We start from the raw sequence: 24,183 nt of genomic DNA on the forward strand, positions 1-24,183 counted from the left end.
GCCATCCTTCGGGGCAGGACGAGTCAGGTGGCGGCCGGCCCGGCGCTCCGCGGCCGGCCGGGCGCCGGTGCGGGGACCGCCGCGCGGGCGCCGCCGGGAAGCCGACCCTGGGGGAGAACCACGATGCACCACGCCGTACGGCCACGAACCGTGCTCCGCCCCGGACCGGCGCCCGCCGCGCGGACCCGCAACCCGCGCGTGCGGTCGCTGATCGACGCCGACGCCCTGCACGTGCTGCACCGCGCCGCCCGGGTGCTGCTGGCGGACCTGCCCCAGCTCACCGACCGCCTGGTCGCCGTCCTGCGGGAGCAGGAGCCCGCCTACCGGGCCGCGCTGGAGAGCGACCCCGCCGGCATCTGGGAGGAGGCGCACCGCTCGCTGCGGCACAGCGTCTCCTCCCTGCTCGACCCCCGGGGCACCCGGGACTCGGCGCGCCGCTGCTCGTGGCGGATCGGCGTGACCCGCGCCGAGCAGGGCCTGCCGCTGGACGCGCTGCTGCACGCCTTCCGGCTCGGCGGTTCGCTGGTGTGGCAGGGCCTGGTCGACGAGACGTGCCGGGCGGCCCCCGAGGACGTGCGGCTGCTGGTGCACGTGGCGTCCGACGTGTGGGACTTCGTCGACGAGCACTGCACCCTGGTCGCGGACGCCTACCGGCAGGCCGAGCGGCAGCTCGCCTGGCGGCGCGAGAACCGGGTCCGGCTGCTGGCCGCCGCCCTGCTGGACGGCACCAGCCGCATCGCCGACCTGCCGGAGGCCGCGCAGGCGCTGGACCTGCCGGAGCACGGCCGGTACGTCGTCGTCGCGGTGGCGGGCCCGGACCCGTCCGGCGGCGCCCGTGCCGTCCCGGAGCCCGGCACGCGCGCGTACTGGCACGCGGGCGCGGACGCGGACTACGGCGTCGTCCTGGTCGAGGACGGCACCGACGGGGTGCCCGGCGTCGAACCGGTGCCCGGCGCGCGCGTCGGCGTCAGCGGCGTCGTCGAGGGCCTGGCCGCCGTCGGCGAGGCACGCCGGCTGGCGGACACCGCGCTGCGCCTGTGTCCGGAGGACGGCGGCACCGTCCGGCTGGCCGATCACCTGCCCGAGGCGCTGGTGGTCTCCAGCCCCGAACTCGGCGCCGCCCTCGCCGACCGGCTGGTCGGCCCGCTGGCCCACCTGGAGCCGGCCGACGCGGAGGTGCTGCTGGACACCCTGGCCACCTGGCTGGCCTGCGACGGTTCCGCCCAGCGGGCGAGCCGCCGGCTGTACTGCCACCGCAACACCGTCCTGAACCGCCTGCGCCGCTACGAGCAGCTGACCGGGCGTTCCCTCTCCCGCCCGTCCGACCTGGTCGAGGTCAGCCTGGCCCTGAGCGCCCGCCGCCTCCTGCCCCGCTGAGCCCGCGCCGCGCGTGCGCGCAGGCCCGCCCCCCCTCGCCGGGGCCTTGTGCCGGGGCCTTGCGCCGGCACAAGGCCCCGGGCCGCGCACTGGGCACGCGCACAAGCGCCCTGCACCCGGCGGCGGGGCACACCAGCACCCCGCGCCCCGCCGCCGGGCGGGCACCGGCTTCGTACGGGAGCCCCGCCCGTCCCGTGCGGTGCGGACGCACGGGCCTCCGCCCGCCCGTACGGCCCGGAGGGCACCCTCTCGCCCGCCCTCGTGCGGCCCCCGGGCGCGGACCCCGCCCGCCCCGTGCAGTGCACGAGCACGGCCTCCGCCCACCCCGCTCGGCCCGAAGGCCCGGCCCCCACCCGAAGCCGCACCGCCCCACCCGAAGCCGCCCCGCCCCGCCCGCCCGCCGTACCCCGCGGGCCCCGCCCCCGAGGCCCCCGGCCCGCCGAGAGCCCCCGGCCCCCCGGAATCCCCACTGGGCGCCCGCACAACCCCCACCCGCCCGCGTTGGGACACCGCAGCGAGCCCGCCCCGGAACCTGTACCGCCGCCCGGCCCCCGTGCTGTCGTGAGGCTCCCTTCCCCCCGAAGCCCAGTGCCGGACCTGGCACGGCCCCGAGGAGCCGCGATGCCCGAAGCACCACCGGACGACCGGCCCGCACTGCACGTCGAGAACGTCGACGTGACGTACGGGCGCGCCCTGTCCGCCCTCCGCTCCGTGTCCCTGACCGTGCCGCACGGCGGCGTCGTGACACTGCTCGGCGCGAACGGCGCCGGCAAGACGACCCTGCTGCGGGCCGTGTCGGGCACGCTGCGCCTGCACCGCGGCGTGATCACGGCCGGCCGCATCCGCTACGGCGACACGGTGCTGGACGGCCAGGACCCGGTCGCGGCGGTCCGCGCCGGAGTCGTCCAGGTCCCCGAGGGCCGGCGCGTCTTCGCCGGCCTCAGCGTCGACGAGAACCTGCGCAGCGGCGGCCTCGGGCTCGGCCGGCGCAGCCCCGCCCTGGTGAAGGAGGCCCGCGAGCGCGTCTTCACGCTCTTCCCCCGGCTCGCCGAGCGCACCCAGCAGGCCGCCGGCCTGCTGTCCGGGGGGGAGCAGCAGATGCTCGCGATCGGCCGCGCCCTGATGGCCGCGCCGCGCCTGCTGCTGCTCGACGAACCCTCCCTGGGGCTCGCCCCGCAGATGGTGTACCGGATCGCCGAGGTGGTCCGCGAGATCAACGCCCAGGGCACCGCCGTGCTGCTGGTCGAGCAGAACGCCGGCATGGCGCTGTCCCTCGCGGACCGGGCGTACGTCCTGGAGGTCGGCGAGATCCGGCTGTCCGGGCCCGCCGACGAGCTCGCCCGCACCGACGCGGTCCGCCGCCTGTACCTGGGCGAGACGGCGGACGAGGGGACACCCGGCGGGACGGCCGCCCACGGCCGGCCGGCCGGCGAGCAGGGGGCCGCGTGAACGTCTCTCCCCCCGAGCTGAAGGTGCGCGACGTCACCGTGCGGTTCGCCGGTCTGACCGCGCTGGACGGCGTGTCCCTCACGGTCGCGCCCGGCTCGGTGCACGCGCTCATCGGCCCCAACGGGGCCGGCAAGTCCACCAGTTTCAACGTCCTGTCGGGCCTGACCCGCCCCGCCTCCGGCACGGTCCGGCTCGGCGACACCGACCTGACCCGGCTCGCCCCGCACCGCATCGCCGCGCTCGGCGTGGCCCGCACCTTCCAGAACATCGTCACCACCGAGGGCACGGTCGCCGACAACCTCATGCTCGGCCGCCACGCCCACTCCCGCGCGGGGTTCGCCGCGAGCGCGCTGCGCCTGCCGCGGGCCGTGCGCGAACAGCGCGAGCACCGCGCCCGGGCCCGCGAGATCGCCGAACTCACCGGTCTCGCCCGGCACTTCGACAGTCCGGTGGCCCTGCTGTCGTACGGCGACCGCAAGCGCGTGGAACTGGCCCGCGCCCTGTGCCTGGAACCGCGCGTGCTGCTCCTCGACGAGCCGGTGGCCGGCATGAACGCCGGCGAACGCGCCCGCACCGCCGAGACCGTGCGGGAGATCCGCGCCGAACTCGGCCTGTCCGTCCTGCTGGTGGAGCACGACATGGGACTCGTCATGCGCCTCGCCGACGAGGTCACCGTCCTCGACTTCGGCCGCGTCATCGCCCACGGCACCCCGGACGAGGTCCGCCGGGACCCCGAGGTGCTGCGCGCCTACCTCGGCACCCCCGGAGAGGAGGACGCGGCATGACCGCCTTCCTGGACAACGTCCTCAACGGCCTCGCGCTCGGCGCGGTGTACGCCCTGGTCGCGCTCGGCTTCGTCGTCATCTTCAAGGCGTCCGGCGTGCTCAGCTTCGCCCACGGCTCGCTGCTCCTGCTCGGCGGCTACCTGACCGCCGTCCTCCACGACGACCTCGGCTTCCTCGGGGCGCTGGCGGTGGCGATCGCCACGACCGCCGCCGTCGCGGGCGCCCTGGACCGCTTCCTGCTCCAGCCCGTCGGCATGGACCCGCGCGCCGCGCACGTCCAGACGATCGTCACCATCGGCATCGACATCGTCCTGCTCACCGACCTGGCCCGCCGCATCGGCGGCGACCTGCTGACCCTCGGCGACCCCTGGGGCGACTCCGTCACCACCCTCGGCCCGGTCACCGTCGCCGACAGTCGGCTCGCCGCGATCGCCGTGTCCGCCGTGGTGATCGGCGGGGTGTTCGCCCTGTTCCGGTTCACCGCCTGGGGGCTGTCCCTGCGGGCGGCGGCCGAGGACCTGGAGGCCGCCGCGCTGATGGGCGTACGGCTGTCCCGGGTGCGGGCCGTCGCCTGGTGCCTGGCGGGGGCGCTGGCCGCGCTGGCCGCGGTGTTCCTCGCCGCGTTCCCCGCGCCCGGCCTGGAGCGCAGCACCGGCCAGATCGCGCTCAACGCGTTCCCGGCCGCGATCCTCGGCGGCATGGCCTCCCCGCCCGGCGCCCTGGCGGGCAGCCTGCTGATCGGCCTGACCGAGGCGCTCGTCGTCGGCTACCAGTCCGACCTGCACGTGCTCGGCGAGGGCTTCGGCGACGTCGCCCCGTACGCCGTGATGGTGCTGGTGCTGCTGGTCCGGCCCACCGGGCTGTTCGGCGGGAAGGGGGCGGCCCGTGTCTGAGCGCCGCATCCCGCGCCCGGCCGGCGCGGTCCTGATCGCCCTGGCCCTGTGCCTGCCGCCCTTCTACCTGGACGCCTTCTGGCTGCGCATCGGCCTGTTCTCCATGGCGGCGGCCATCGGCGCCATCGGCCTGGCCCTGCTCAGCGGCACCGCGGGACAGCTCTCCCTCGGCCACGCCTTCTTCCTCGCCGTCGGCGCCTACGGCTACGCCTGGCTGGCGGGCGAACCCGGCCCCGGCCTGCCGTCCGCGCTCGCCGCCGTCCTCGCGGTGCTGCTGGCCGGAGCGGCGGGCGGCCTGTTCAGCCCGGTCGCCGGCCGGGTGCGGGGCATCTACCTGGGCGTCGCCACGCTCGCCCTGGTCTTCCTCGGCCACCACGTGCTGCTGACCGCCGACTCGGTCACCGGCGGCTTCAACGGCCGCTCCGTGCCCCCGCTGGAGGTGGGCGGTTTCGCCTTCGCCACCGACGACACCGCACTGACGGTCCTGGGCGTGCCGTTCGGCGCCGAGGAACGTCTGTGGTACCTGGGCCTGGCGCTGTTCGCCCTCACCTGGTTCACCGCCCGGGGCCTGCTGCGCGGCCGCCCCGGCCGGGCGCTGGCCGCGCTGCGCGACAGCGAGACCGCGGCCGCGGTGATGGGCGTGGACGTCGCCCGGCACCGCTCGGCGGCCTTCGTCGTGTCGTCGATGTACGCGGGCCTGGCCGGCGTCCTCCTGGCGCTCTCCTTCCGCCGCGTCGTCCCCGACTACTTCTCCCTCGCCCTGTCGGTCGACTACCTCGCCATGATCGTCATCGGCGGCCTCGGCTCGGTCGCCGGCGCCACCGCCGGCGCCGTCTTCGTCACCGCGCTCCCGCTGCTGATGACCCGGTACGCCGACCAGCTGCCGCTGGTCGCCGCCCCCGGCTCCGCCGACGGCGCGGTGGGCCCCACCGAGGCGGCCCGCTACCTCTACGGCGCCGCCATCGTCGTCGTCCTGCTGTACGCCCCCGACGGCCTGCACGGGCTGGTCCGCCGCGCCCGCGCCCGGCTGGCCCGGCGCGGGCCCGGCGCGCCCGCCCCGGACCCCGGCCCCGCGCCCGAACACCCCGCCGCACCCGTACGACCCAAGGAGCACACCCCGTGACCACCCACCCCAGGCACCGCACCACCACCGCCGTCCTCGCCGGGGCCCTGGCCCTGCTGATCGCGGCCACCGGATGCAGCTCCAAGGCGGACGGCGACGGCGGCGGCGGCGACTCCGCCGGCGGCCTGCGCACCGGCCCCGGCGTGGACGCCGAGACCATCAGACTCGGCGCCCTCACCGACCTGACCGGCCCCTACGCCACGCTCGGCAAGAGCATCGTGCAGGCGCAGCAGATGTGGGCCGACGAGACCAACGCCAAGGGCGGCATCTGCGACCGCAAGGTGGAGATCGTCGTCAAGGACCACGGCTACGACGTGCAGAAGGCGGTCACCGCCTACGCCGACATCGCCCCGGACGTCGTCGCGCTGCCCCAGGTGATCGGCTCCCCGGTCGTCGCGGCCCTCCTCGACGACATCGAGCGCGACAAGACGCTGACCTTCCCGCAGGCCTGGGCGGCCTCCCTGCTCGGCAAGGACCCCATCCAGGTCCTCGGCACCACCTACGACGTCGACATGATCGCCGCGGTCGACTTCCTCACCCGCACCAAGGGACTGAAGAAGGGCGACACCATCGGCCACGTCTACTTCGAGGGCGACTACGGCGCCAACGCGCTGGAGGGCGCCACCTGGGCGGCGGAGAAGGCCGGGCTCAAGATCGCCGGGCAGAAGATCAAGGCGACGGACACCGACCTGTCCGCGCAGGTCTCGGCGCTGCGCAAGGAGGGCGTCAAGGCCGTCCTGATCAGCGCGGGCCCCGCCCAGACGGCCTCCCTGGTCGGTGTCGCGGCCTCCCGCGGGCTGCGCGTCCCCGTCGTCAGCAGCGCCCCCGGCTTCGCGCCCCAGCTGATGAAGACGCCCGCCGCACCGGCCCTGGCGGCCATGCTGCACGTGGTCAGCGCCGCGCCCGCGGTCAGCTCCGACCTGCCGGGCGTCAAGACCATGGTGGCGTCGTACCAGAAGAAGTACCCGGGCTCGCCGGTCGACTCCGGGGTCCTGTCCGGCTACAACGCCGCCCAGCTCCTCGGCATGGACCTGAAGAAGGCCTGCGAGGCGGGCAGCCTCGCCCGCGAGGACGTCGTCAAGGCGCACCGCTCCCAGAAGAACGCCGACACCGGCCTCGGCACCCCGCAGGACTTCTCCGACGTCTCCCGCCCCGCCAGCGTCGAGACCTACGTGCTGCGCCCCGACGCCAAGGCCGTGGGCAACGTGGTGAACGCCGAGGACGCCCACCGGGCGCCGGGCGTCGAGGAGTACCTGGCGTCCCGCAGCGGCTGACCGGGGCTCCCCGCCGGCATGGCACCGCGCGGCGGCCGCGACCGGGGCGACCCGGCTCCGCGTCCGCCGCGCGGCGCGTGCCGCCGCCCGGCCGCCGCCACACCCCCCTCAGCGCGGCTCGGCCTCGTCCCCCAGGGCGCCGCGCAGCTGGGCGCGGCCGGTGATGCCGAGCTTGGGGAAGATCTTGTGCAGGTGGAAGCCGACGGTGCGGGGCGACAGGTAGAGCCGGGCGCCGATGTCCCGGTTGGTCAGGCCCTGGGCCGCCAGCCGGGCGATCCGCATCTCCTGCGGCGTCAGGCCAGCCACCGCCCAGGGCGCCGGGGCGGGCGCGGTGGCCACCCCGGCCGCGCGGAGTTCGGCGGCGGCCCGCTCCAGCCAGGGCCGGGCGTCCAGCCGTTCGAAGATCCCCAGGGCGGTGCCGAGCAGGGGACGGGCCTCGGCGGTCCGCCGCCGACGCCGCAGCCACTCGCCGAAGTCCAGGTGGGCGAGGGCGTACTCGAAGGGCCACGGCGTGCCGTCCGGCCCGGTCGCCGCGCGGAAGTGGCGCTCCGCGACGTCGTCCTCGTCGCTCAGCAGGGCCGCGGCCCGGTGCACGACCGCGTCCAGGCGGGCCGAACGGGAGTCGCCCAGCGTGCGCCCGGCGGCGTGCAGCACCGCACGGGCGTCGGCCTCCTGCCCGGCCCGGACGGCCGCCGCGGCCAGGTCGGCCAGGTAGTAGGGCGAGGCGTGGTAGTGCACCGGTACGGGCTCGAAGTCCCGGGTGAAGGCCCGGCGCAACTCCTCGTACGCCGCCCGGTGGTCGCCCCGCGCGAGGGCCGCCATGCCGAGCGCGTGGCGGTGGCGCACGTACAGGCTGCGCGACGCGCGCAGGTCGACGCCGCGGACGGCGTCCGACGCCCGCGCCCGCGCGGCGGCGTGCTCCCCGCGCGCGGCGCACAGCGTGGCCTGCAGCAGCCGGGCGCCCACGGTGACGTTGTCCGCGCCCGTCTCGGTCGCCATCCACAGGGCGTCCTCGGCGGTCGTCCGGGCCGCGGCCCACGCCCCGCTCTCGAACTGGGCGAGGGCGAGGGCCTGCGTGAGGGTGGCGTTGGTGCCGGCCGTCGCCGCCCGCCGCAGGTGGTCCACGGCCCGGCCGTACAGGCGTACGGCCCGGTCGGTCTCGTCGAGGATCCAGGCGGTGGCGCCGAGCACGACGAAGGCGGCGAGGGAGTCCTCCGGCAGGGCGCCGGCCGCGCGGGCGAGCCGGGGCAGCAGCCAGGCGCGTGCGGTGAACGGGTCGCGGACCGCCGTCAGCCACAGCCGGTCGGGGCCGTCCTCGTCCGGCGCGGCGACGAGGGCGTCGATCCGCCGCAGTTCGGCCCGGTAGAAGGGATCGCCGGAGTTGTAGGCCGGCGTCGCGGCCGTGCCCAGGGCGTCCAGCGCCAGGGCGGGAGCCTGCGGGGCCATCGTCTCGGCCACGCGCAGCAGGAAGCCCAGGGAGTCGTCGTGGCGCAGGGTGACGGCCAGCGCCCAGCCGGCCCGCAGGGACGCCTCGGCGAGCAGCCGCGGGTCGTCCGTGAGGGGGTCGACCCGGGACGTGATCTCCCCGACCCACTGCGGATGCCCCGCGTACATCGCCGACTCGGCCGCCGCGAGCAGGCGGCGGGCCCGCAGCTCCGGCTCCGCGGTGAGCTCGGCGGCGCGTTCCAGGGCGGCGGCCGCGGCCGCGTGACCGCCGCGCCGCATGGAGCGCTGCGCGCTGTCCGCGAGGGCGCCGGCGACCTCCGCGTCCGGGCCGAGGGCCGCCGCGGCGAGGTGCCGGGCGCGCCGGTCCGGCTCGTGCCCGAGCGTGGCGGCGAGCGCCAGGTGGGCCGCGCGGCGCTCGGCGAAGGACGCGGCCCGGTACACCGCGGAGCGGACCAGCGGGTGGCGCAGCCGCACCCGGCCGCCCTCGACCCGCACCAGCCCGGCCCGTTCGGCGGGCCGCCAGACGTGCGCGCCGTCCACGTCCGGCGCGGCGGGCAGCACGTCCGACAGCCGCGCGGTGCCGGCGGCCGCCGCCAGCAGCAGGACGCGCCGGGTCTCCTCCGGCAGGGCGGACAGGCCGGCGGCGAAGAGGTGCTCCAGCCGGGCGGTGAGGGGCAGGGAGTCGGCCGGCCCCGGGTCGTGGCCGTCCGGCTCCCGGGCGAAGGCGCGGCTGAGCTCGATGAGGGCCAGGGGGTTCCCGCTCGCCTGCCGCAGGATCTGCGCCCGGGCCCGGCCCCGCGGCGGACACGGCTGCGCGTCCAGCAGGAGACCGGCCGCGGCCCGTTCCAGGGGCCCGGCGGTCAGGTGCGGGAAGTCGCGGTCGAAGCGCGCCGGCACCGCGTCCTCGCGCGCGGCGAGCAGCAGGACGGCGGGTTCGCCGTCGAGGCGCCGGGCGACGAACGCCAGGACGTCCAGGGAGCCGACGTCCAGCCACTGGGCGTCGTCGACCGCGATCAGCAGGGGCTGTCCGGCCGCCGCCTCCGACAACAGCGTCAGCACGCCCAGCCGGATGAGCAACTGGTCCGGCGGCCGGGCCGGGTCCGCCTCGGCCGTGCCGAACGCGCCGCGCAGGGCGTCCCGCTGGGGCGGGGGAAGGCGCTCGGCGCCCGCGAGGACCGGACGCAGCAACTGGTGCACCCCGGCGAACGCGAGGTCCTCCTCGCCCTCGCTGCCGCGCACCCTGAGCACCCGCAGGCCGTCCGCCCCGGCCCGCGCGGCGGCCCAGTCCACCAGGGTGCTCTTGCCCGCCCCCGGCTCACCGGCCAGGACGAGCACCTTCGGGCCGGGGCCCCGCGCCGCGTCGACCAGCCGCGCGATCCGGGACACCTCGCGGTCCCGGCCCAGCACCAGGGGCGCGGGCGCCCGTTCCCCGCCGAGGTCCATGTTCCGTCTCCGTCCGGCCGTCCCCCGGCGAGCCGACGCGGAACGCGAGCGCCCGCTCGCCGCTCCCGTCCGCATCATGCCAGGTCAGCCACGTGGGCGGACGGACGGGGAGGCCCCGCGGCCGCGCACCGGTCCGGCTCTGCGGGCGCACGGCCCGAGCCCTTGGGCCGCGGCCGACCGGTCACATGACAGAAGCGTGGCCGTGCCCGCCACCGGCAGCATCGTGACCGGTGGGGGACCGGACGGACCCGGGGCCCCGCACGGCCCCCGGCGGACCGCGACGCGGCTCGCGGCGGCCCCGTACGCGTACGGGGCCGCTCGCGACCACCTCCGCGGACACGCGTCCTGCCCGCGGCGCCCCACCGCTCCACGACCCCTGGGAAAGGCGGAGACGATGACACCGGGCGCACCGGCACGCGCTGAGGCCGGCCCGGCACGCGGACTGCTCACCACCGCCCGCGTGCCCGGCCACCGGCGGCGCGCCTACTGGCGCGACGCCCTGTCCCGGACCTTCGGCGCCGTGGACATGACCGTTCCCGAGGAGGTGGGCTCCGGCACGATCCGCACGGCGCCGCTGGGCCGGTTCCAGGTCGTCACCGTGGACGGCGAGCCGCTGCGGACCCGCCGCACCCGGCGCCTCGTCGCCCGGGGCGAGGACAGGCGCGTGGTCGTGAAGCTGCTCGTCAGGGGCGCCGCCCGGCTCGCCCAGGACGGCCGCGACGCGGCCGTGCGGCCGGGGGAGGTCTTCGTCTACGACACGGCCCGCCCGGTCCGGCTGCTCCTGCCGCAGCCCTTCCGGACCACCTCCCTCGTCCTGCCCCGGCACGCCCTGGCGCTCGGCGAGCCGGACCTGCGGCGGATCACGGCCACCCCGCTCCGCCCGGACACGGCACTGGGCGCCCTGCTGGCCACGTTCCTGTCCCGGCTCGCGGACACCGCGGACACGCTCCGTCCGTCCTCCGGCGAACTGCTCGCGCGCAGGGCCGCGGACCTGCTGACCGCGGTGGCCGACGAACGGCTCGGCCGCCTCCCCGCGGACACGCCGAGCGGCGACGCGGCGCTGCTGCTGCGGATCCGGGCGTACATCGTCCGGCACCTCGCCGACCCCGGGCTGACCCCGGCGGCCGTCGCGGCGGCCCACCACATCTCGGTGCGCCGCCTGCACACACTGTTCGAGGCCGAGGGCACCACGGTCGGCCGCTGGCTCCTGGGCCGCCGCCTGGAGGCCTCCCTGCGGGACCTGGCCCACCGCCGGACCACGGGCCTGACCATCGCCGCGGTGGCCCACCGCTGGGGCTTCACCAGCGCCGCCCACTACAGCCGGGTGTTCCGGGCCGCGCACGGGACGTCCCCGAGCGAGTGGCCGTGACCGCGCCGGCGGCCCCGGGCGTGGCGGGAGACGGCGGCGCGGCCACGGCGGGCCCGCCCGCGGTGGTCGACCTCGGATGCCTCCGGATGCTCGCCGCCCTGCCGGACGGCGGACCGGGCGAAGCCCTGTACGTGGGCCTGCACGTGCCCGGGCCGCCGGACCCCGGCCGTGCCGGGACGGCGGCCCGCACCGCGCCGGGCGACCTGGTCCTCTGCTCCCCGGACCGGCGCCACCTCCCGCGCCCCGGCGACGGCTGCCGGATGGTGTTCTTCGGTGTGCCGCGCCGCTTCCTCGGCGTCCCGGAACCGGAACTGGAGCGCGTGCTCGGGACGCGGGTGCCGGGCGGCGAGGGCCTGGGCGCGCTGGTGTCCGGTTTCCTGGCCGCGCTGGCCGCCGAGCCGGAGTTCCACCGGTCGGCGCTCGGCGAACGGCTCGCCCGCGGCGCCGTGGACCTGCTCGCCGTCCTCGTCGGCGAACTCCTCCCGGCGGACGGGCCGGCATCCCGCCGCCCCGCGGACGGCGGGATGCCGGCCCGGATCCGGGCGTTCGTCGAGGAGCACCTGCCGGACCCGGACCTGTCCCCGGAGACGATCGCCCGCGCCCACCACATCTCCGTGCGCCACCTGCACCAGCTGTTCCACGACGACGGCACCACGGTCGGCCGGTGGGTGCGGCAGCGCAGACTCGACGCCTGCCGGCGCGAGCTGGCCCGGCCCGGCCGGCGGACCGCCGTCGCCGCCGTCGCGCACCGCTGGGGGTTCACCAGCCCCTCGCACTTCAGCCGCAGCTTCCGCGAGGCCTACGGCATGTCCCCCAGCCAGTGGCGGGCGGCCGCGGCCGGCGGGCGGACCGCGTGACGCCCGCCCCGCGGCCGACGGGCGTCGCGCACACCGGGGGAGGTCAGCCGATCGTCACGGTCCGCCGGGCGGTGAGGTCGCGCGAGGAGCGGGCGGTGGCGAACGTGTACGAGCCGGGCACGAGGGTCCAGCCGCCCGGCTGCCACACGCTCAGGTCCCGCGCGCCGACGGTGAACGTCAGCCGCCGCGAGCCGGCCGCGGCGAGCGTGACCTTCCGGAAGGCGACCAGGCGGCGGGGCTCCGCGGCCGCCGCGCCGGGCAGGGCGGCGTACACCTGGACCACCTCGGTGCCCTGCCGGCGGCCGGTGTTGGTGACGGTGACGGACAGGGTGACGGTCTTCCCGGCCGGGTCGTAGGCCGCCGCCAGGGAGCCGTGGGCGAAGGTCGTGTACGACAGGCCGTGGCCGAACGGGAAGCGCGGCCGCTGCCCCTCGGCGTCGTAGTACCGGTAGCCCACGGCGATGCCCTCGGCGTAGGAGACGGTGCCGTTCGTGCCGGGGTAGGTCGCGGCGGTGGTGCCCGGGCCCTGGGTCGCGTCGGCGGGGAAGGTGACGGGCAGGCGGCCGGAGGGGTCGCTGTCGCCGAAGAGGACCGCCGCGAGGGCGGTGCCCATGCCGCGCCCGCCGTACCAGGCCTGCACCACGGCCGCCACGTCGTCCAGCCACGGCAGGGCGACCGGGCCGTCCGTGTTGAGGACGACGACGGTGCGCGGGTTGGCGGCGGCCACGGCGGAGACGAGCTGGTCCTGGTCGCCGGGCAGGCCGAGCTGCCCGTGGTCCATGCCCTCGCCCGCGACCCGGTTGACGAACACGACGGCGGCGTCCGCCGCGCGGGCGGCCGCCACGGCGGCCGGGATGAGGGACTCGGGCTGCCAGCCGAGCGTCAGGCCGCAGGAGCCGGTGTCGGCGGTGGCGTTGGTGTAGGTCAGCTCGACGGTGACCGCCCGGCCCGCGGTCAGCCGGGCGGTGCCCTGGAGCGGGTAGTCGAACGGGCCCAGGAAGAAGCGGCGGCTGTGCCGGGTGCCGGAGACGACCGTGGCCCCGTCGATCTTCAGGGTGGCGGTGCCGGCGGGCAGCAGGGAGAAGCGGTGCAGACCGGTGGTGGCCGGTACGAGGGTGCCGGTCCACTTCGCCGACCAGACGGCGGGCAGGCCCGCCACCGGCGCGCTCGTGAAGTCGACGGCCGGGTCGGTCCTGGTCGCGACCGGCGTGCCGGTGGCGTCGGCGCCCGCATAGTAGGCGGCGTTCAGGCCGGCCGCGCCGGAGCCGTCGCGCAGCACCGACGACGGGACCGGGGCCAGCGGCAGGTCGCCCTTGCTGCCCTGCGCGTGCGTGACCCTCACGGAGGTGCCGGCCCGGTCGCGGATGGCCTGGAGGGGCGTGGTCCAGGTGCCGGGGTCGACGTAGGAGGACCCGGCGACGCCGGTGAAGGCGTCGGTGCTGGCGGGGCCGATGACCGCCAGCGACTTCAGGGATGCGGGCAGCGGCAGCGCCGTGCCGGAGTCGGCGAGCAGGACGGTGGAGGCGACCGCGGCTTCGTGCGCGAGGTCCTGGTGCTCCCGCGTGCTGACGTTCCCGGCCGGGGCGGGCACGGGGTGGTCGAAGAGGCCGTTCGCGAACATCGTGACGAGGACGCGGCGGGCCGCGTCGTCCAGCCGGGCGCCCGGGATCGCGCCGCCGGTGAGCGATCCGGCGGGGATCCTCACCCCGGCCGGGCCGAGTCCGGCGAGGTCCATGCCGGCCCGGGCGGCGGCGACCTGGTCGTCCCCGGCCCAGAAGTCCGGCACGGTGTGGCCCCGCAGGCCGAGGCCCTTCTTCAGGTCGTCGAACAGGGCCGGGTGCTGCGTCGCGAAGGTGCCGTTGACCTTCGGGTAGGCCATCATCACCGAGGTGGCCGGCGCGGCGGCGACCACGTGGCGGAAGGGCGCCTGGTAGATCTCGCGCAGGGCGCGGACGGAGACCTCGGTGTCGGTGAAGAAGCGGTCGGTCTCCTGGGTGTAGGCGGCGAAGTGTTTGACGGTGGCCGCCACGGCGCGGCTCTGCAGGCCGACGGTGACGGCCGCCCCCACCCGCCCGGCCAGCAGCGGGTCCTCGCCCATGCCCTCGGACTGCCGGCCGAAGTGCCAGGTCCGGGTCAGGTCCACGGTGGGGCCGAGCAGGTTGTTGTAGCCCTTGGCGCGGCCCTCCGCGCCGATGGCGGCGCCGATGCGGCGGGCCAGGTCCTCGTCGAAGGCCGCCGCCTGGGCGACGGGCACGGGGAAGGCGGTCACGCCCTTCTCGCCCCGCAGCCCCGCCGAGGCGTCGACCATGGTCAGGGCGGGGATGCCGAGGTGGGCGACGGCGGCGAAGTCGCAGCGCACGAGGGCCTCCTTCTCGGCGGCCGTCATACGGGCGAGCAGGGCGTCGGCCCGCTCCTGCGCGGCGGCCGGCGCGGCGGCCGCCCGGCCGCCCACGACCGGGGCCATGCCGACGGCCAGGGCGGTGCAGGTGGCGGCGGAGAGGAAGGTTCGTCTGTTCACAGCGGCTCCGGACGGAAGGGGCGCGGAATTCACGGCCGTGTCCCGACGGCGTGAAAGCGGAATATGCATCCAATGAGCGAGGAAGCTACGGCCTGCTCGAAGAGGGGTCAACCCTTCGGTGACCCCTCATCAAAAAAGCCCTCTGAACAGCGAAAACAAACTCGGCGAATTGAAATGCGAAATGAAATTTCAATTGAATTCCGGAAGGTGCGGCCCTTTCATCGAGGCGATGGATGGAAGGCATCCACAGGAGTAATGCCCTGCTTCAGGCGAGGGGGGTTCCGGGGGTTCCGAGGCCGTAGGCGCCGCCGTGCTCCTCCACGACGTCCGCGGTCGCCGCGTACGTCGCGGAGCGGGCCCAGTCCCGCTGGAGCTCCAGCAGCACCTGCAGCCAGGTGACCGGGACCGCCCCGGCCCGGAGCATGCGCCGGACGGCGTGCTCGTGGGCCTGCGGGCTGACCCCGCCGCAGGCGTCGGTGACGACGTACACCTCGTAGTCCTGGGCGAGGGCGGACAGGGCGGGCAGGGCCACGCAGACCTCGGTCCACAGGCCGGCGATCACGAGCTTCCCGCGCCCGGTGGCCTTCACCGCCTCGACGAAGGCGACGTCCTCCCAGGCGTTCATCGTGGTGCGGCCGATGACCCGGTGGCCGGGGAAGACCTCCGCGAGCTGCGGGACGAGCGGGCCGGAGGCCGGCGCGGCGGCCACGGCGCTCAGCACGACCGGCACGCCGAAGACCCGGGCGGCCTTGGCCAGGCCCACGGCGGCGTTGAGGATCGCCGCGCGGTCGCCGCTGCCGGTGCCGAGGAACATCTGCGGCCGGTGGTCCACGAACAGCACCGCGCAGTTGTCCGGGGTGAGCAGGTCGGGGCTGGGCGAGGCGGTCACGCGGGCGAGGTCGACCATGACGGGAGCCTTTCTCGGAGGGGGGCGGCGGAGCGGCGCGGCAGGGGCCGGCGGGCGTGGCCGCGGTCCCGGGGGCGGGGCGCCACGCGCGAACGCCCGGTCGCCACGCTAGGCAGTGCCGGGGCGCCCCCTGTGCGCACAGCGCACCGCGACTGGTCCCACAGCGCACCGATCCGCCGGCGCGCACGCCCCGGCCGGACCGCGGCGCGGCGCGGCGCCCGACGCAACCGCGCAGCAGCGCCCGGCGGAACGCACGGTGGAATCGCGCAGCAGCGCCCGACGCAACCGCGCCGCGGCGCACGGCGGTCGCGCGGGCGGCGCCCGCCGGGTCCGCGCGCGAGGGGCACCGCGGCCGGATCCGCACCGCGGCGCCCGGCGCGTGTGCGCTGTCGGGAAAGCGGCGGTGCGCTCCTGGGCAATCCGCGTCCCCCCGCGGGCCTAGCGTGACGGGCAGCGGCACCGGAACACCCCGTCGGGGCCGGGTCGTACGGCCGGGAGGACCGGTCCGCCCACCACCTTTCAGGAGACACGCACATGTCCGATGCCGTCGAACCCGTGCAGCCGGTGCAGCCCGTGCAGCCCGTGCTGGAACCCGCGGCCGCGGCCTTCGCCGAGGCGACCGCCCGACCGCCCTTCCTGTTCCAACTGCCCCCGGCGGAGGGGCGCAAGGCCGTCGACGAGGTGCAGTCCGGCGACATCGCCAAGCCCGCCGTCGACGAGGAGTGGGTCACCGTCCCCGGCGGTCCGACGGGCAGCGTCCGCACCCGCATCGTGAGGCCGGCGGGCGCCGCGGGAGTCCTGCCGGTCGTCCTCTACATCCACGGCGCGGGCTGGGTGTTCGGCAACGCCCACACCCACGACCGGCTGGTGCGCGAACTCGCCGTCGGCGCCGGCGCGGCCGTCGTCTTCCCCGAGTACGACCTGTCGCCCGAGGCCCGCTACCCGGTCGCCGTCGAGCAGAACTACGCGGTCGCCCGGTGGATCGTGGAGCAGGGCGCGTCCCAGGACCTGGACGGCACCCGGCTGGCCGTGGCCGGCGACTCCGTCGGCGGCAACATGACCGCCGCGCTGACCCTCCTGGCCAAGGAGCGCGGCGGCATACCGCTGGTGCAGCAGGTGCTGTTCTACCCGGTCACCGACGCCGCCTTCGACACCGGCTCCTACCACCAGTTCGCCACCGGCTACTTCCTGCGCCGCGACGGCATGCAGTGGTTCTGGGACCAGTACACGACCGACGAGGCCGAGCGCGCGCAGATCACCGCGTCCCCGCTGCGCGCCACCACCGAGCAGCTCGCCGGCCTGCCCCCGGCCCTGGTCGTCACGGCCGAGGCCGACGTCCTGCGCGACGAGGGCGAGGCGTACGCCAACAAGCTCCGCGCGGCCGGCGTCCCCGTGACCGCCGTGCGCTTCCAGGGCGTCATCCACGACTTCGTGATGCTCGACGCCCTGCGCGGCACCCACGCGGCCGAGGCCGCCATCACGCTGGCCGCCGGCACCCTGCGCACCGCCCTGCACACCGCCTGACCCGGGGGGAGACCGACATGACCACCTCCACGCCCACCGTCGTCCTGGTGCACGGCGCGTTCGCCGACGCCGGCAGCTGGTCCGGCGTCATCGCCGAACTCCGGCGCCACGGCGTCCCCGTGACCGCCCCGGCCAACCCGCTGCGCGGCCTCGCCTCCGACGCGGCCTACATCGCCTCCGTCGCCGCCCGGATCGACGGCCCCGTCGTCCTCGTCGGCCACTCCTACGGCGGCGCCCTCATCACCGTGGCCGGCACCGCGGAGAACGTCGTCGGCCTGGTGTACGTCGCCGCCTACGCCCTGGAGGAGGGCGAGAGCCTCGGCGAACTCCAGGGCCGCTTCCCGCTCTCCCCGCTGGCCGGCAGCCTCAGGCGGTGGACGTACCCGGTGCCGGGCGGCGAGCCGGCCGTCGAGGTCACCATCGCCGAGGACGCCTTCCCCGCGGTGTTCGCCGCCGACGTGCCCGCCGGCGTCACCGAGGTCCTCGCCGCGTCCCAACGGCCGCTGGCCGCCGCCGCGTTCGAGGAGCGGGCCACCGCGGCCGCCTGGAGGACCAAGCCGTCCTGGGCGCTGGTCGCCGCCGCGGACGAGGCGATCAACCCCGAGGTCGAGCGCTTCGGCGCCGAGCGGGCCGGCGCGATCGTCGTCGAGATCGAGGGCGCCTCGCACGCCGTCGCCGTGTCCCGGCCCCGGGAGGTGGCCGACCTCATCCGCGAGGCCGTCCGCGCCACGGGCCGGCCGGCCGGCCGCGCGGCCTGACCGCCACCGCCCGGACCCACCCTCGTCATCCTCACACCCTTGCTGCAATTACTATGCAACAACCTGTTGGACGCAGTAAGGGTGTGAGGTTCATGACGACGCGACGGATACGAGGAGCCGCCCTCGCGGCGGCACTCGCCACCGGGGCCGCAGCGTGCTCGGCACCCGGCGGGCCCGGGGGCGGCGGCGCGGCCGCCGACTCGGTCGTCATCGGGGTCGCCTCGGAGCCCGACACGCTCAGCCCGCTGCTGGGCTACGGCAAGGACGGCAACTCCAAGATCTTCGACGGTCTGCTCGCCCGGGACGCCGACCTGCGCCTGAGACCCGCCCTGGCCACCGCGCTGCCCCGGGTCGGCGACGGGGGCCGCACGTACACCTTCACCCTGCGCGAGGGCGTCAGGTTCAGCGACGGCGAGCCGCTGACCCCGGCGGACGTGGTGTTCACCTACCGGACCGTCCTCGACCCGAGGACCAACAACGCCTACCGCAGCGAACTCGACGCCGTCGAGGACGTACGGGCGCAGGGCGACGACAAGGTCGTCTTCACCCTCAAGTACCCGTACGCGCCTCTCGCCGGGCGTACCGTGCTGCCGATCGTCCCCGAGCACGCCGCCGGCGGGCAGGACCCCAACACCGGTTCCTTCAACACCCGGCCGGTCGGCACCGGACCCTACGTCCTGACCGGCTGGAGCAAGGGCGAGAAGCTCACCTTCAAGGCCAACCCCGACTACTGGGGCGGCGCGCCGAAGGTGAAGAAGGTCACCATGACGATCATCGGGGACGACGACGTGCGCGCCACCCGGCTGCGCTCCGGCGACCTCGACGGCGCGGTCCTCCCGCCCAACCTGGCCGCCGCCTTCGCCGAGGACGGCGGCCGGCGCACCTACGAGGCGACGTCCTACGACGTCCGCACCGTCACGCTCCCCACGGCCGGCAAGGTCACGGGCGACCGGGCGGTCCGCCGGGCCCTCGACGCCGCCGTGGACCGGCGGGCCATGGTCGAGCGGATCCTCGACGGGGCGGGCCGCCCCGCGTACGGGCCGGTCCCCGCCGACGACCCCTGGTTCGCGCGGGGCATCGAACGCCCCCAGGACCTCGCCCGGGCCCGCCGGATCCTCGACGCCGCGGGCTGGAAGGCCGGCGAGGACGGCGTCCGCGTCAAGAACGGCCGGCGGGCGGCGTTCACCCTGCTCTACCCCTCGGGCGACAAGGTCCGCCAGGACCACGCCCTCGCCTACGCCTCCGACGCCGGGAAGGCCGGCATCGACGTGACGGTCGAGAGCGCCACCTGGGAGGTCATCGAGCCGCGCATGAAGCACGACGCGGTCCTCGCGGGCTTCGGCAGCACCGGCGACCCCGACTACGGCCTCTACACGATGCTGCACTCCTCCCTGGCCGGCGACGGCTTCAACAACATGGCCCGCTACGCCGATCCGGTCGTCGACGAGGCGCTGGAGACCGGCCGCCGCAGCCAGGACCGGGCCGTGCGCGAGGCCGCCTACGACCGGCTCCAGCGCGCGCTGGTGAAGAACCCCGGCTACACCTTCCTCACCCACATCGACCACCTGTACGTCCTCGCCGACCGCTGGGACGGGCCGGTCACGCAGGTGGAGCCGCACGAGCACGGCTTCGCCAGCGGCCCCTGGTGGAACATCGAGGACTGGCAGCCGAAGAAGTGACCGCGACGCCCCTGCCCTGGGGAGCGATGGCCCGGCTGGCCGGACGGCGGACCCTGTCCGCCGTCCCCGTCCTCCTCGCCGTCACCTTCGGCGTCTTCGCGATCGCCGCCGCCTCCCCCTTCGACCCCGTCAAGGCGTACGCGGGCACCGCCGCGCTCGGCGCCGACCAGGAGACCCTCGACCGGCTGCGGGCCAACCTCGGCGCCGACGAGCCCTTCGCGGTGCGCTGGTGGCGGTGGCTGACCTCCGCGCTCACCGGCGACCTCGGCCACTCCGGCGTCCTGCGCCAACCGGTGACCCAGGTGATCGGCGAAAGACTGGTGTGGTCGTCGCTGCTGTGCGCGGTCGCGTTCACCGCCGCCGTCCTGGCCGGCACGCTGCTCGGGGTGCTCGCCGCCCGCCGTCCCGGATCGTGGCTCGACCGGACCGTCACCTCGCTCGCCTACACCGTGGAGGCCGCGCCCGTCTTCTGGATCGCCCTGCTCGCCATCTGGCTGTTCGCCCTGCGGACCGGCACCCTGCCCGCCGGCGGACTGACGGACACCGCCAGCGAGCAGGTCACCGCAGGCCAGGTCGCGCGCCACCTCGTACTGCCCGCCGGCGTCCTCGCGGTCTCCCAGCTGCCCTGGTTCACCCTGTACGTCCGCCAGGGCGTCGCCGACGCCCTCGCCGAGGACCCGGTGCGCGGCGCCCGCGCCCGGGGACTGAGCGAGCGGACGGTCCTGCTCGGCCACGCCCTGCGCTCCGGCCTGCTGCCGGTCCTCACCCTGATCGGCTCGCGGGTCCCCGAGCTCATCACCGGTGCCCTGCTGGTGGAGAGCGTCTTCAGCTGGCCCGGCATCGCGGCGGCCACCGTGCAGGCGGCCACCGCCGTCGACTTCCCCCTGCTCGCCGCCCTGACCACCCTCGCCACCCTCGCCGTCCTCGTCGGCAACCTGCTCGCGGACCTGCTCTACGGACTCTTCGACCCGAGGGTGAAGCCCGATGACATGTGACTCCCCGACCTCCCCGGCGGCCGGAGCCGCCCGCGCCACCCCCGCCGCGCCCGCCTGGCGGTCCCGCGGCCGCAGCCGCCGCTCCACCCACACCCTGCGGGCGCGCACCTCGGCGGCCCTGCTCGCCGTGACCGTCCTCGCCGTCCTGCTGGTACCGCCGCTGGTCCGGCTCGACCAGCAGGCCGTCGACCTCGCGGCCGAGCTGCGACCCCCGGACTGGGCCCACCCGTTCGGCACCGACGACGTCGGCCGCGACCTGCTGCTGCGCTGCGTCTACGGGCTGCGCGTCTCCCTGCTCGTGGGCGTGGCGGCCGCCCTGACCGCGACCGTGATCGGCACCGCCGTCGGCGCCGTCGCCGGGGCCCTGGGCGGCTGGGCGGACCGCGCCGTGATGCGGCTCGTCGACACCTTCTCGTCCGTGCCGCACCTGCTGATGGGCATCTTCATCGTGGCCATGTTCCGCCCGGGCGTCTGGCCGGTGGTGGTCTCGGTCGCGCTCACCCACTGGCTCTCCACCGCCCGGATCGTCCGCGCCGAGGTGATGTCCCTGCGCTCCCGCCCGTACATCGACGCCGCGGTCTCCGGCGGCGCGTCCCGGTGGCAGGTGGCCGTACGCCACCTGCTGCCCGGCGTGCTGCCCCAGGCCGCGCTCGCCGCCGTGCTCATGGTGCCGCACGCCATGTGGCACGAGTCGGCCCTGTCCTTCCTCGGACTGGGCCTGCCCACCCACACGGCGAGCCTCGGCACCCTCGTCCAGAGCGCGCGCGGCTCCCTGCTCGCCGGGCAGTGGTGGCCGACGCTCTTCCCCGGTCTCTTCCTCATCGTCCCGACCCTCGCCGTCGCCGGTCTCGCCGGGGCCTGGCGGGAACGGATCAACCCCCGCCGCCGATCGGAGCTGACCCTGTGACCGAGCCCGCCCCCGTGCTGTCGGTCCGCGGCCTGTCGGCGCGTTTCCTGATGCCCGGCGGCCGCCGGATCGCCGCCGTCACGGACGCGCACTTCGACGTCGCGGCGGGCGAGTGCCTGGCCCTGATCGGCGAGAGCGGCTGCGGCAAGTCCGTCCTCGCCTCGGCCCTCCTCGGCCTGCTCCCCGCCAACGCGCAGACCGCCGGGGAAGCCCGCCTGGGCGGCTTCGACCTGCTCGCCGCCGACGAACGCACACTCGCCGGGAAGGTCCGCGGCCGCCTGGTCGGTCTCGTCCCGCAGAGCCCGGCGGCGCACCTCACCCCCGTCCGCACCATCCGCTCCCACCTGGAGGAGACGGTCCGCGCCCTGACCGGGGTCCGCGGCCGGGCCGCGCCGCGCGCCGCCGCCGAGGCGGCCGCCGCACGCGCCGCCTTCCCCGCGGACCACCTCGACCGCCACCCGCACGAACTCTCCGGAGGCCTCGCCCAGCGCGCGGCCCTGGCGCTCGCCCTCGTCGGCGACGCGCCCCTGCTGCTCGCCGACGAACCGACCACCGGCCTCGACCGCGACCTCGTGGACCGCACCGTCGACGAACTGCGGCGCCACATCGACGGCACCGGCCGGGCCCTGCTGATGATCACCCACGACCTGGCCGCCGCCGAGCGCATCGCCGACCGCGTGGCCGTCATGTACGCGGGCCGCATCGTCGAACTCGCCGACGCCACCGCCTTCTTCGGGGCCCCGGGCCCCCGCCACCCCTACAGCCGCGGCCTCCTGCAGGCCCTGCCCGACCGGGCTTTCACCCCGATCCCCGGCCTGCCGCCCGAACTCGGCGACCTCCCCGCCGGCTGCGCCTTCGCGCCCCGGTGCGACCGGGCCACCGCCGCCTGCGCCAAGCCGCCCCCGGTCACCGGCGGCACCGCCTGCCACCACCCGTACGTCCCGGAGGACCTCCGTGCTTGAACTGCGCGCCGTCACCGCCGGATACGACCGGCGCACCCCGGTGGTCCGGGACGTCTCCCTGACCGTCCCGCCCGGCGAGGCCGTCGGCCTGCTCGGCCCCAGCGGCTGCGGCAAGTCCACCCTGGCCCGTGTCGCGGCCCTTCTGCACCGGCCCGACTCCGGCACCCTGCTCCTCGACGGAACCCCCGTACGGCGCTGGCGTCACCGCGCCCCGCGCGAGCTGCGCACCGCCTTCGGCGTCGTCTTCCAGCAGCCCCGGCTGTCCGCGGACCCCCGGCTCAGGCTCGCCGACCTGATCGCCGAGCCGCTGCGCGCCTGCGGCCGGCGCGCGGAGGCGGCCGGCCGGGTCGCCGAACTGGCCCCGCAGGCCGGCCTGACCCCGGACCTGCTGAGGCGCCGCCCCCACGAGGTCAGCGACGGCCAGCTCCAGCGCGCCTGCCTGGCCCGCGCCCTCGCCCTCCGTCCCCGCCTGCTGATCTGCGACGAGATGACCGCCATGCTCGACGCCTCCACCGCCGCCGCCCTCGTCGCGGTGGTGGAGGAGTATCGCGCGGCCACCGGCGCGAGCCTGCTCGCCGTCGGCCACGACCGCACCCTGCTGCACCGCTGGTGCGACCGCGTCGTGCACTGGGAGACCCTGTCGGCCGCGGTGCGCGCCGGGGAGCCGGGCACCGCGGCCGGGTGAGCGGCCCGCCCGGCGCGGGCGCTCAGGCGCCGAGCCGTGTCACCGTCGCGTCCAGGCGGGCGGCGATCTCCGCCGGGTCGGGGCGGGACGCCTCCCCGGTGCCGAGCCGCGCCAGGAGGTCCCGCCGCGAGACGACCTCCATCGCCCCCCGGTAGCGGTCCGTCTCCAGTTCCGCCGCCGGGACGACCGCGGCGGCGCCGGACACCACGACCAGCCTCGGGTCGTCGGCGTCCGACTCCAGCAGGTCCCTGATGTGCTCGGCCGTGATCATGTGCACACGCCCCTTCCGGTTCGCTCTCGACGGCACGGCCCGATCGCCACGCCCGGGACGGGCGGGTACCCCCGGCGGCCCGCGTCCTGCGAACCCGTCCCGCACATGCCCGCCTCGTACACATGGGTGAACGGCAACGCGGGTACTCGCCGCGCACCGGTGCTCACCCGAGGCGCCCCGAGTCAGAAGGCCATCGCCATGACCACGCATACCCGTGCGACGAGAAGTGCCCGCACCCCGGTCCAGCAGGCGGCCCTGCTGGTGGGACTGGTCTTCCTGCTGGTGGGGATCCTGGGCTTCATTCCGGGGATCACCACCGACTACGACACGATGAAGTTCGCTTCCCACGAGTCCGGGGCCGAACTCCTCGGCATCTTCCAGATCTCCGTCCTGCACAACCTCGTGCACCTGGCGTTCGGCGTCGCGGGCGTGGCCCTGTCCCGCACCGCCTCGGGCGCCCGGTCGTACCTCCTGGTCGGAGGCGCGATCTACCTGGTGCTGTGGCTGTACGGCCTGCTCGTCGGGCACACCAGCGACGCCAACTTCGTCCCGCTGAACACGGCCGACGACTGGCTGCACTTCGTGCTCGGCATCGGCATGATCGCGCTCGGCGCGCTGCTCACCCGCCGTCCCGCCGCCCGCGGGCTGTGACGCCCCGCGCGTGACGCGACCGCCGGACCCGCCGGCGCGCACACCGTTTGCCGTGTGCGCCGGTGGGGACCCGGCGGTTCATGAACGCCACGTCACACCGCCGCAGGCTGCGGCAGAACCGGGTCCTGTGGCTGCTGGACCTGCTGGAGCGGGAGCCGCGGGCGGACCGGCTGATCGGCGCGCTCGGCAAGGGGGTGCGGTCGCTGCCGCTGGGACGACGCGGCAGGGATCTTCTGCACGGCCGGTGGCTGGGGCATCCGGTGCATCCGCTGATGGTCCAGGTGCCGATCGGCAGCTGGATGTCGGCGGC

At 76.4% G+C, this 24,183-nt stretch carries 20 protein-coding genes and 1 pseudogene; 17 read left to right on the forward strand and 4 right to left on the reverse strand.

The annotated features are described in order from the left end of the window. The first annotated feature begins 123 nt into the window (after positions 1–123). The 6 genes from ACIF8T_RS33385 to ACIF8T_RS33410 all read left to right on the forward strand — a co-directional run bounded on the left by ACIF8T_RS33385 (position 124) and on the right by ACIF8T_RS33410 (position 6,901). A complete protein-coding gene (locus ACIF8T_RS33385; RefSeq protein ID WP_400040295.1) occupies positions 124–1,377 on the forward strand; it encodes a PucR family transcriptional regulator in 1,254 nt (417 codons plus the stop codon). 621 nt (positions 1,378–1,998) lie between these two features. Next, positions 1,999–2,826, forward strand: coding sequence for an ABC transporter ATP-binding protein (locus tag ACIF8T_RS33390; protein ID WP_400040297.1), 828 nt, complete (start codon positions 1,999–2,001; stop codon positions 2,824–2,826). Continuing rightward, entirely contained in the window at positions 2,823–3,611 is a 789-nt protein-coding gene (locus ACIF8T_RS33395) for an ABC transporter ATP-binding protein (RefSeq protein WP_400040299.1), read from the forward strand. Before ACIF8T_RS33390 ends, ACIF8T_RS33395 begins: the two co-directional genes overlap by 4 nt. Next, positions 3,608–4,504: a branched-chain amino acid ABC transporter permease gene (locus ACIF8T_RS33400; RefSeq protein ID WP_400040301.1), complete on the forward strand. Its 897-nt coding sequence runs from the start codon at positions 3,608–3,610 to the stop codon at positions 4,502–4,504. Before ACIF8T_RS33395 ends, ACIF8T_RS33400 begins: the two co-directional genes overlap by 4 nt. Continuing rightward, positions 4,497–5,627, forward strand: a complete 1,131-nt coding sequence (locus tag ACIF8T_RS33405) for a branched-chain amino acid ABC transporter permease (protein ID WP_400040303.1) — start codon at positions 4,497–4,499, stop codon at positions 5,625–5,627. Before ACIF8T_RS33400 ends, ACIF8T_RS33405 begins: the two co-directional genes overlap by 8 nt. Further along, a complete protein-coding gene (locus tag ACIF8T_RS33410; protein WP_400040305.1) occupies positions 5,624–6,901 on the forward strand; it encodes an ABC transporter substrate-binding protein in 1,278 nt (425 codons plus the stop codon). Before ACIF8T_RS33405 ends, ACIF8T_RS33410 begins: the two co-directional genes overlap by 4 nt. A 108-nt stretch (positions 6,902–7,009) precedes the next feature. Here ACIF8T_RS33410 and ACIF8T_RS33415 read toward each other — a convergent pair whose 3' ends face one another. Next, positions 7,010–9,790, reverse strand: a complete 2,781-nt coding sequence (locus ACIF8T_RS33415) for an AAA family ATPase (RefSeq protein ID WP_400040307.1) — start codon at positions 9,788–9,790, stop codon at positions 7,010–7,012. Between the two features lie 394 nt (positions 9,791–10,184). Between ACIF8T_RS33415 and ACIF8T_RS33420 the strand changes: the two genes are divergently transcribed. Beyond that, complete coding sequence (locus ACIF8T_RS33420; protein WP_400040309.1) at positions 10,185–11,159, forward strand: helix-turn-helix domain-containing protein; 975 nt, start codon at positions 10,185–10,187, stop codon at positions 11,157–11,159. Beyond that, positions 11,156–12,016 (forward strand): AraC family transcriptional regulator, encoded by an 861-nt coding sequence (locus ACIF8T_RS33425; RefSeq protein WP_400040310.1) that lies wholly within the window; start codon positions 11,156–11,158, stop codon positions 12,014–12,016. The genes ACIF8T_RS33420 and ACIF8T_RS33425 overlap by 4 nt, the downstream gene beginning before the upstream one ends. A 43-nt stretch (positions 12,017–12,059) precedes the next feature. Here the strand turns inward: ACIF8T_RS33425 and ACIF8T_RS33430 are convergent, their stop codons facing one another. Together ACIF8T_RS33430 and ACIF8T_RS33435 are read right to left on the reverse strand one after the other, a co-directional pair. After that, positions 12,060–14,534 (reverse strand): glycoside hydrolase family 3 protein, encoded by a 2,475-nt coding sequence (locus ACIF8T_RS33430; protein ID WP_400040312.1) that lies wholly within the window; start codon positions 14,532–14,534, stop codon positions 12,060–12,062. Positions 14,535–14,799: 265 nt separating this feature from the next. Further along, positions 14,800–15,441 (reverse strand): hydrolase, encoded by a 642-nt coding sequence (locus tag ACIF8T_RS33435; protein ID WP_400040314.1) that lies wholly within the window; start codon positions 15,439–15,441, stop codon positions 14,800–14,802. A gap of 534 nt (positions 15,442–15,975) precedes the next feature. On the opposite strand from ACIF8T_RS33435, the gene ACIF8T_RS33440 reads away from it, so the two are divergent. The 7 genes from ACIF8T_RS33440 to ACIF8T_RS33470 all read left to right on the forward strand — a co-directional run bounded on the left by ACIF8T_RS33440 (position 15,976) and on the right by ACIF8T_RS33470 (position 22,951). After that, positions 15,976–16,965, forward strand: a complete 990-nt coding sequence (locus ACIF8T_RS33440) for an alpha/beta hydrolase (protein ID WP_400040315.1) — start codon at positions 15,976–15,978, stop codon at positions 16,963–16,965. Between the two features lie 17 nt (positions 16,966–16,982). After that, positions 16,983–17,723 (forward strand): alpha/beta fold hydrolase, encoded by a 741-nt coding sequence (locus ACIF8T_RS33445; RefSeq protein WP_400040316.1) that lies wholly within the window; start codon positions 16,983–16,985, stop codon positions 17,721–17,723. 92 nt (positions 17,724–17,815) lie between these two features. Then, positions 17,816–19,402, forward strand: a complete 1,587-nt coding sequence (locus ACIF8T_RS33450) for an ABC transporter substrate-binding protein (protein WP_400040318.1) — start codon at positions 17,816–17,818, stop codon at positions 19,400–19,402. Between the two features lie 26 nt (positions 19,403–19,428). After that, entirely contained in the window at positions 19,429–20,397 is a 969-nt protein-coding gene (locus tag ACIF8T_RS33455) for an ABC transporter permease (RefSeq protein ID WP_400040333.1), read from the forward strand. Next, positions 20,387–21,304, forward strand: a complete 918-nt coding sequence (locus ACIF8T_RS33460; protein ID WP_400040320.1) for an ABC transporter permease — start codon at positions 20,387–20,389, stop codon at positions 21,302–21,304. Before ACIF8T_RS33455 ends, ACIF8T_RS33460 begins: the two co-directional genes overlap by 11 nt. After that, positions 21,301–22,266: an ABC transporter ATP-binding protein gene (locus ACIF8T_RS33465; RefSeq protein ID WP_400040322.1), complete on the forward strand. Its 966-nt coding sequence runs from the start codon at positions 21,301–21,303 to the stop codon at positions 22,264–22,266. Before ACIF8T_RS33460 ends, ACIF8T_RS33465 begins: the two co-directional genes overlap by 4 nt. Continuing rightward, positions 22,259–22,951 (forward strand): ABC transporter ATP-binding protein, encoded by a 693-nt coding sequence (locus tag ACIF8T_RS33470; protein ID WP_400040324.1) that lies wholly within the window; start codon positions 22,259–22,261, stop codon positions 22,949–22,951. Before ACIF8T_RS33465 ends, ACIF8T_RS33470 begins: the two co-directional genes overlap by 8 nt. Positions 22,952–22,973: 22 nt before the next feature. Here the strand turns inward: ACIF8T_RS33470 and ACIF8T_RS33475 are convergent, their stop codons facing one another. Further along, entirely contained in the window at positions 22,974–23,222 is a 249-nt protein-coding gene (locus tag ACIF8T_RS33475; RefSeq protein ID WP_400040325.1) for a hypothetical protein, read from the reverse strand. Between the two features lie 198 nt (positions 23,223–23,420). Between ACIF8T_RS33475 and ACIF8T_RS33480 the strand changes: the two genes are divergently transcribed. Both ACIF8T_RS33480 and ACIF8T_RS33485 read left to right on the forward strand, forming a co-directional pair. Next, on the forward strand, positions 23,421–23,873 hold the full coding sequence (locus tag ACIF8T_RS33480; RefSeq protein ID WP_400040327.1) for a DUF4383 domain-containing protein: 453 nt from the start codon (positions 23,421–23,423) through the stop codon (positions 23,871–23,873). An 80-nt stretch (positions 23,874–23,953) separates the two neighbouring features. Continuing rightward, positions 23,954–24,183 (forward strand): annotated as a pseudogene (locus ACIF8T_RS33485) ((2Fe-2S)-binding protein); the annotation flags it as partial.

The organism is Streptomyces sp. NPDC085946 (assembly GCF_044540485.1).
Taxonomy (GTDB): Bacteria; Actinomycetota; Actinomycetes; order Streptomycetales; family Streptomycetaceae; genus Streptomyces.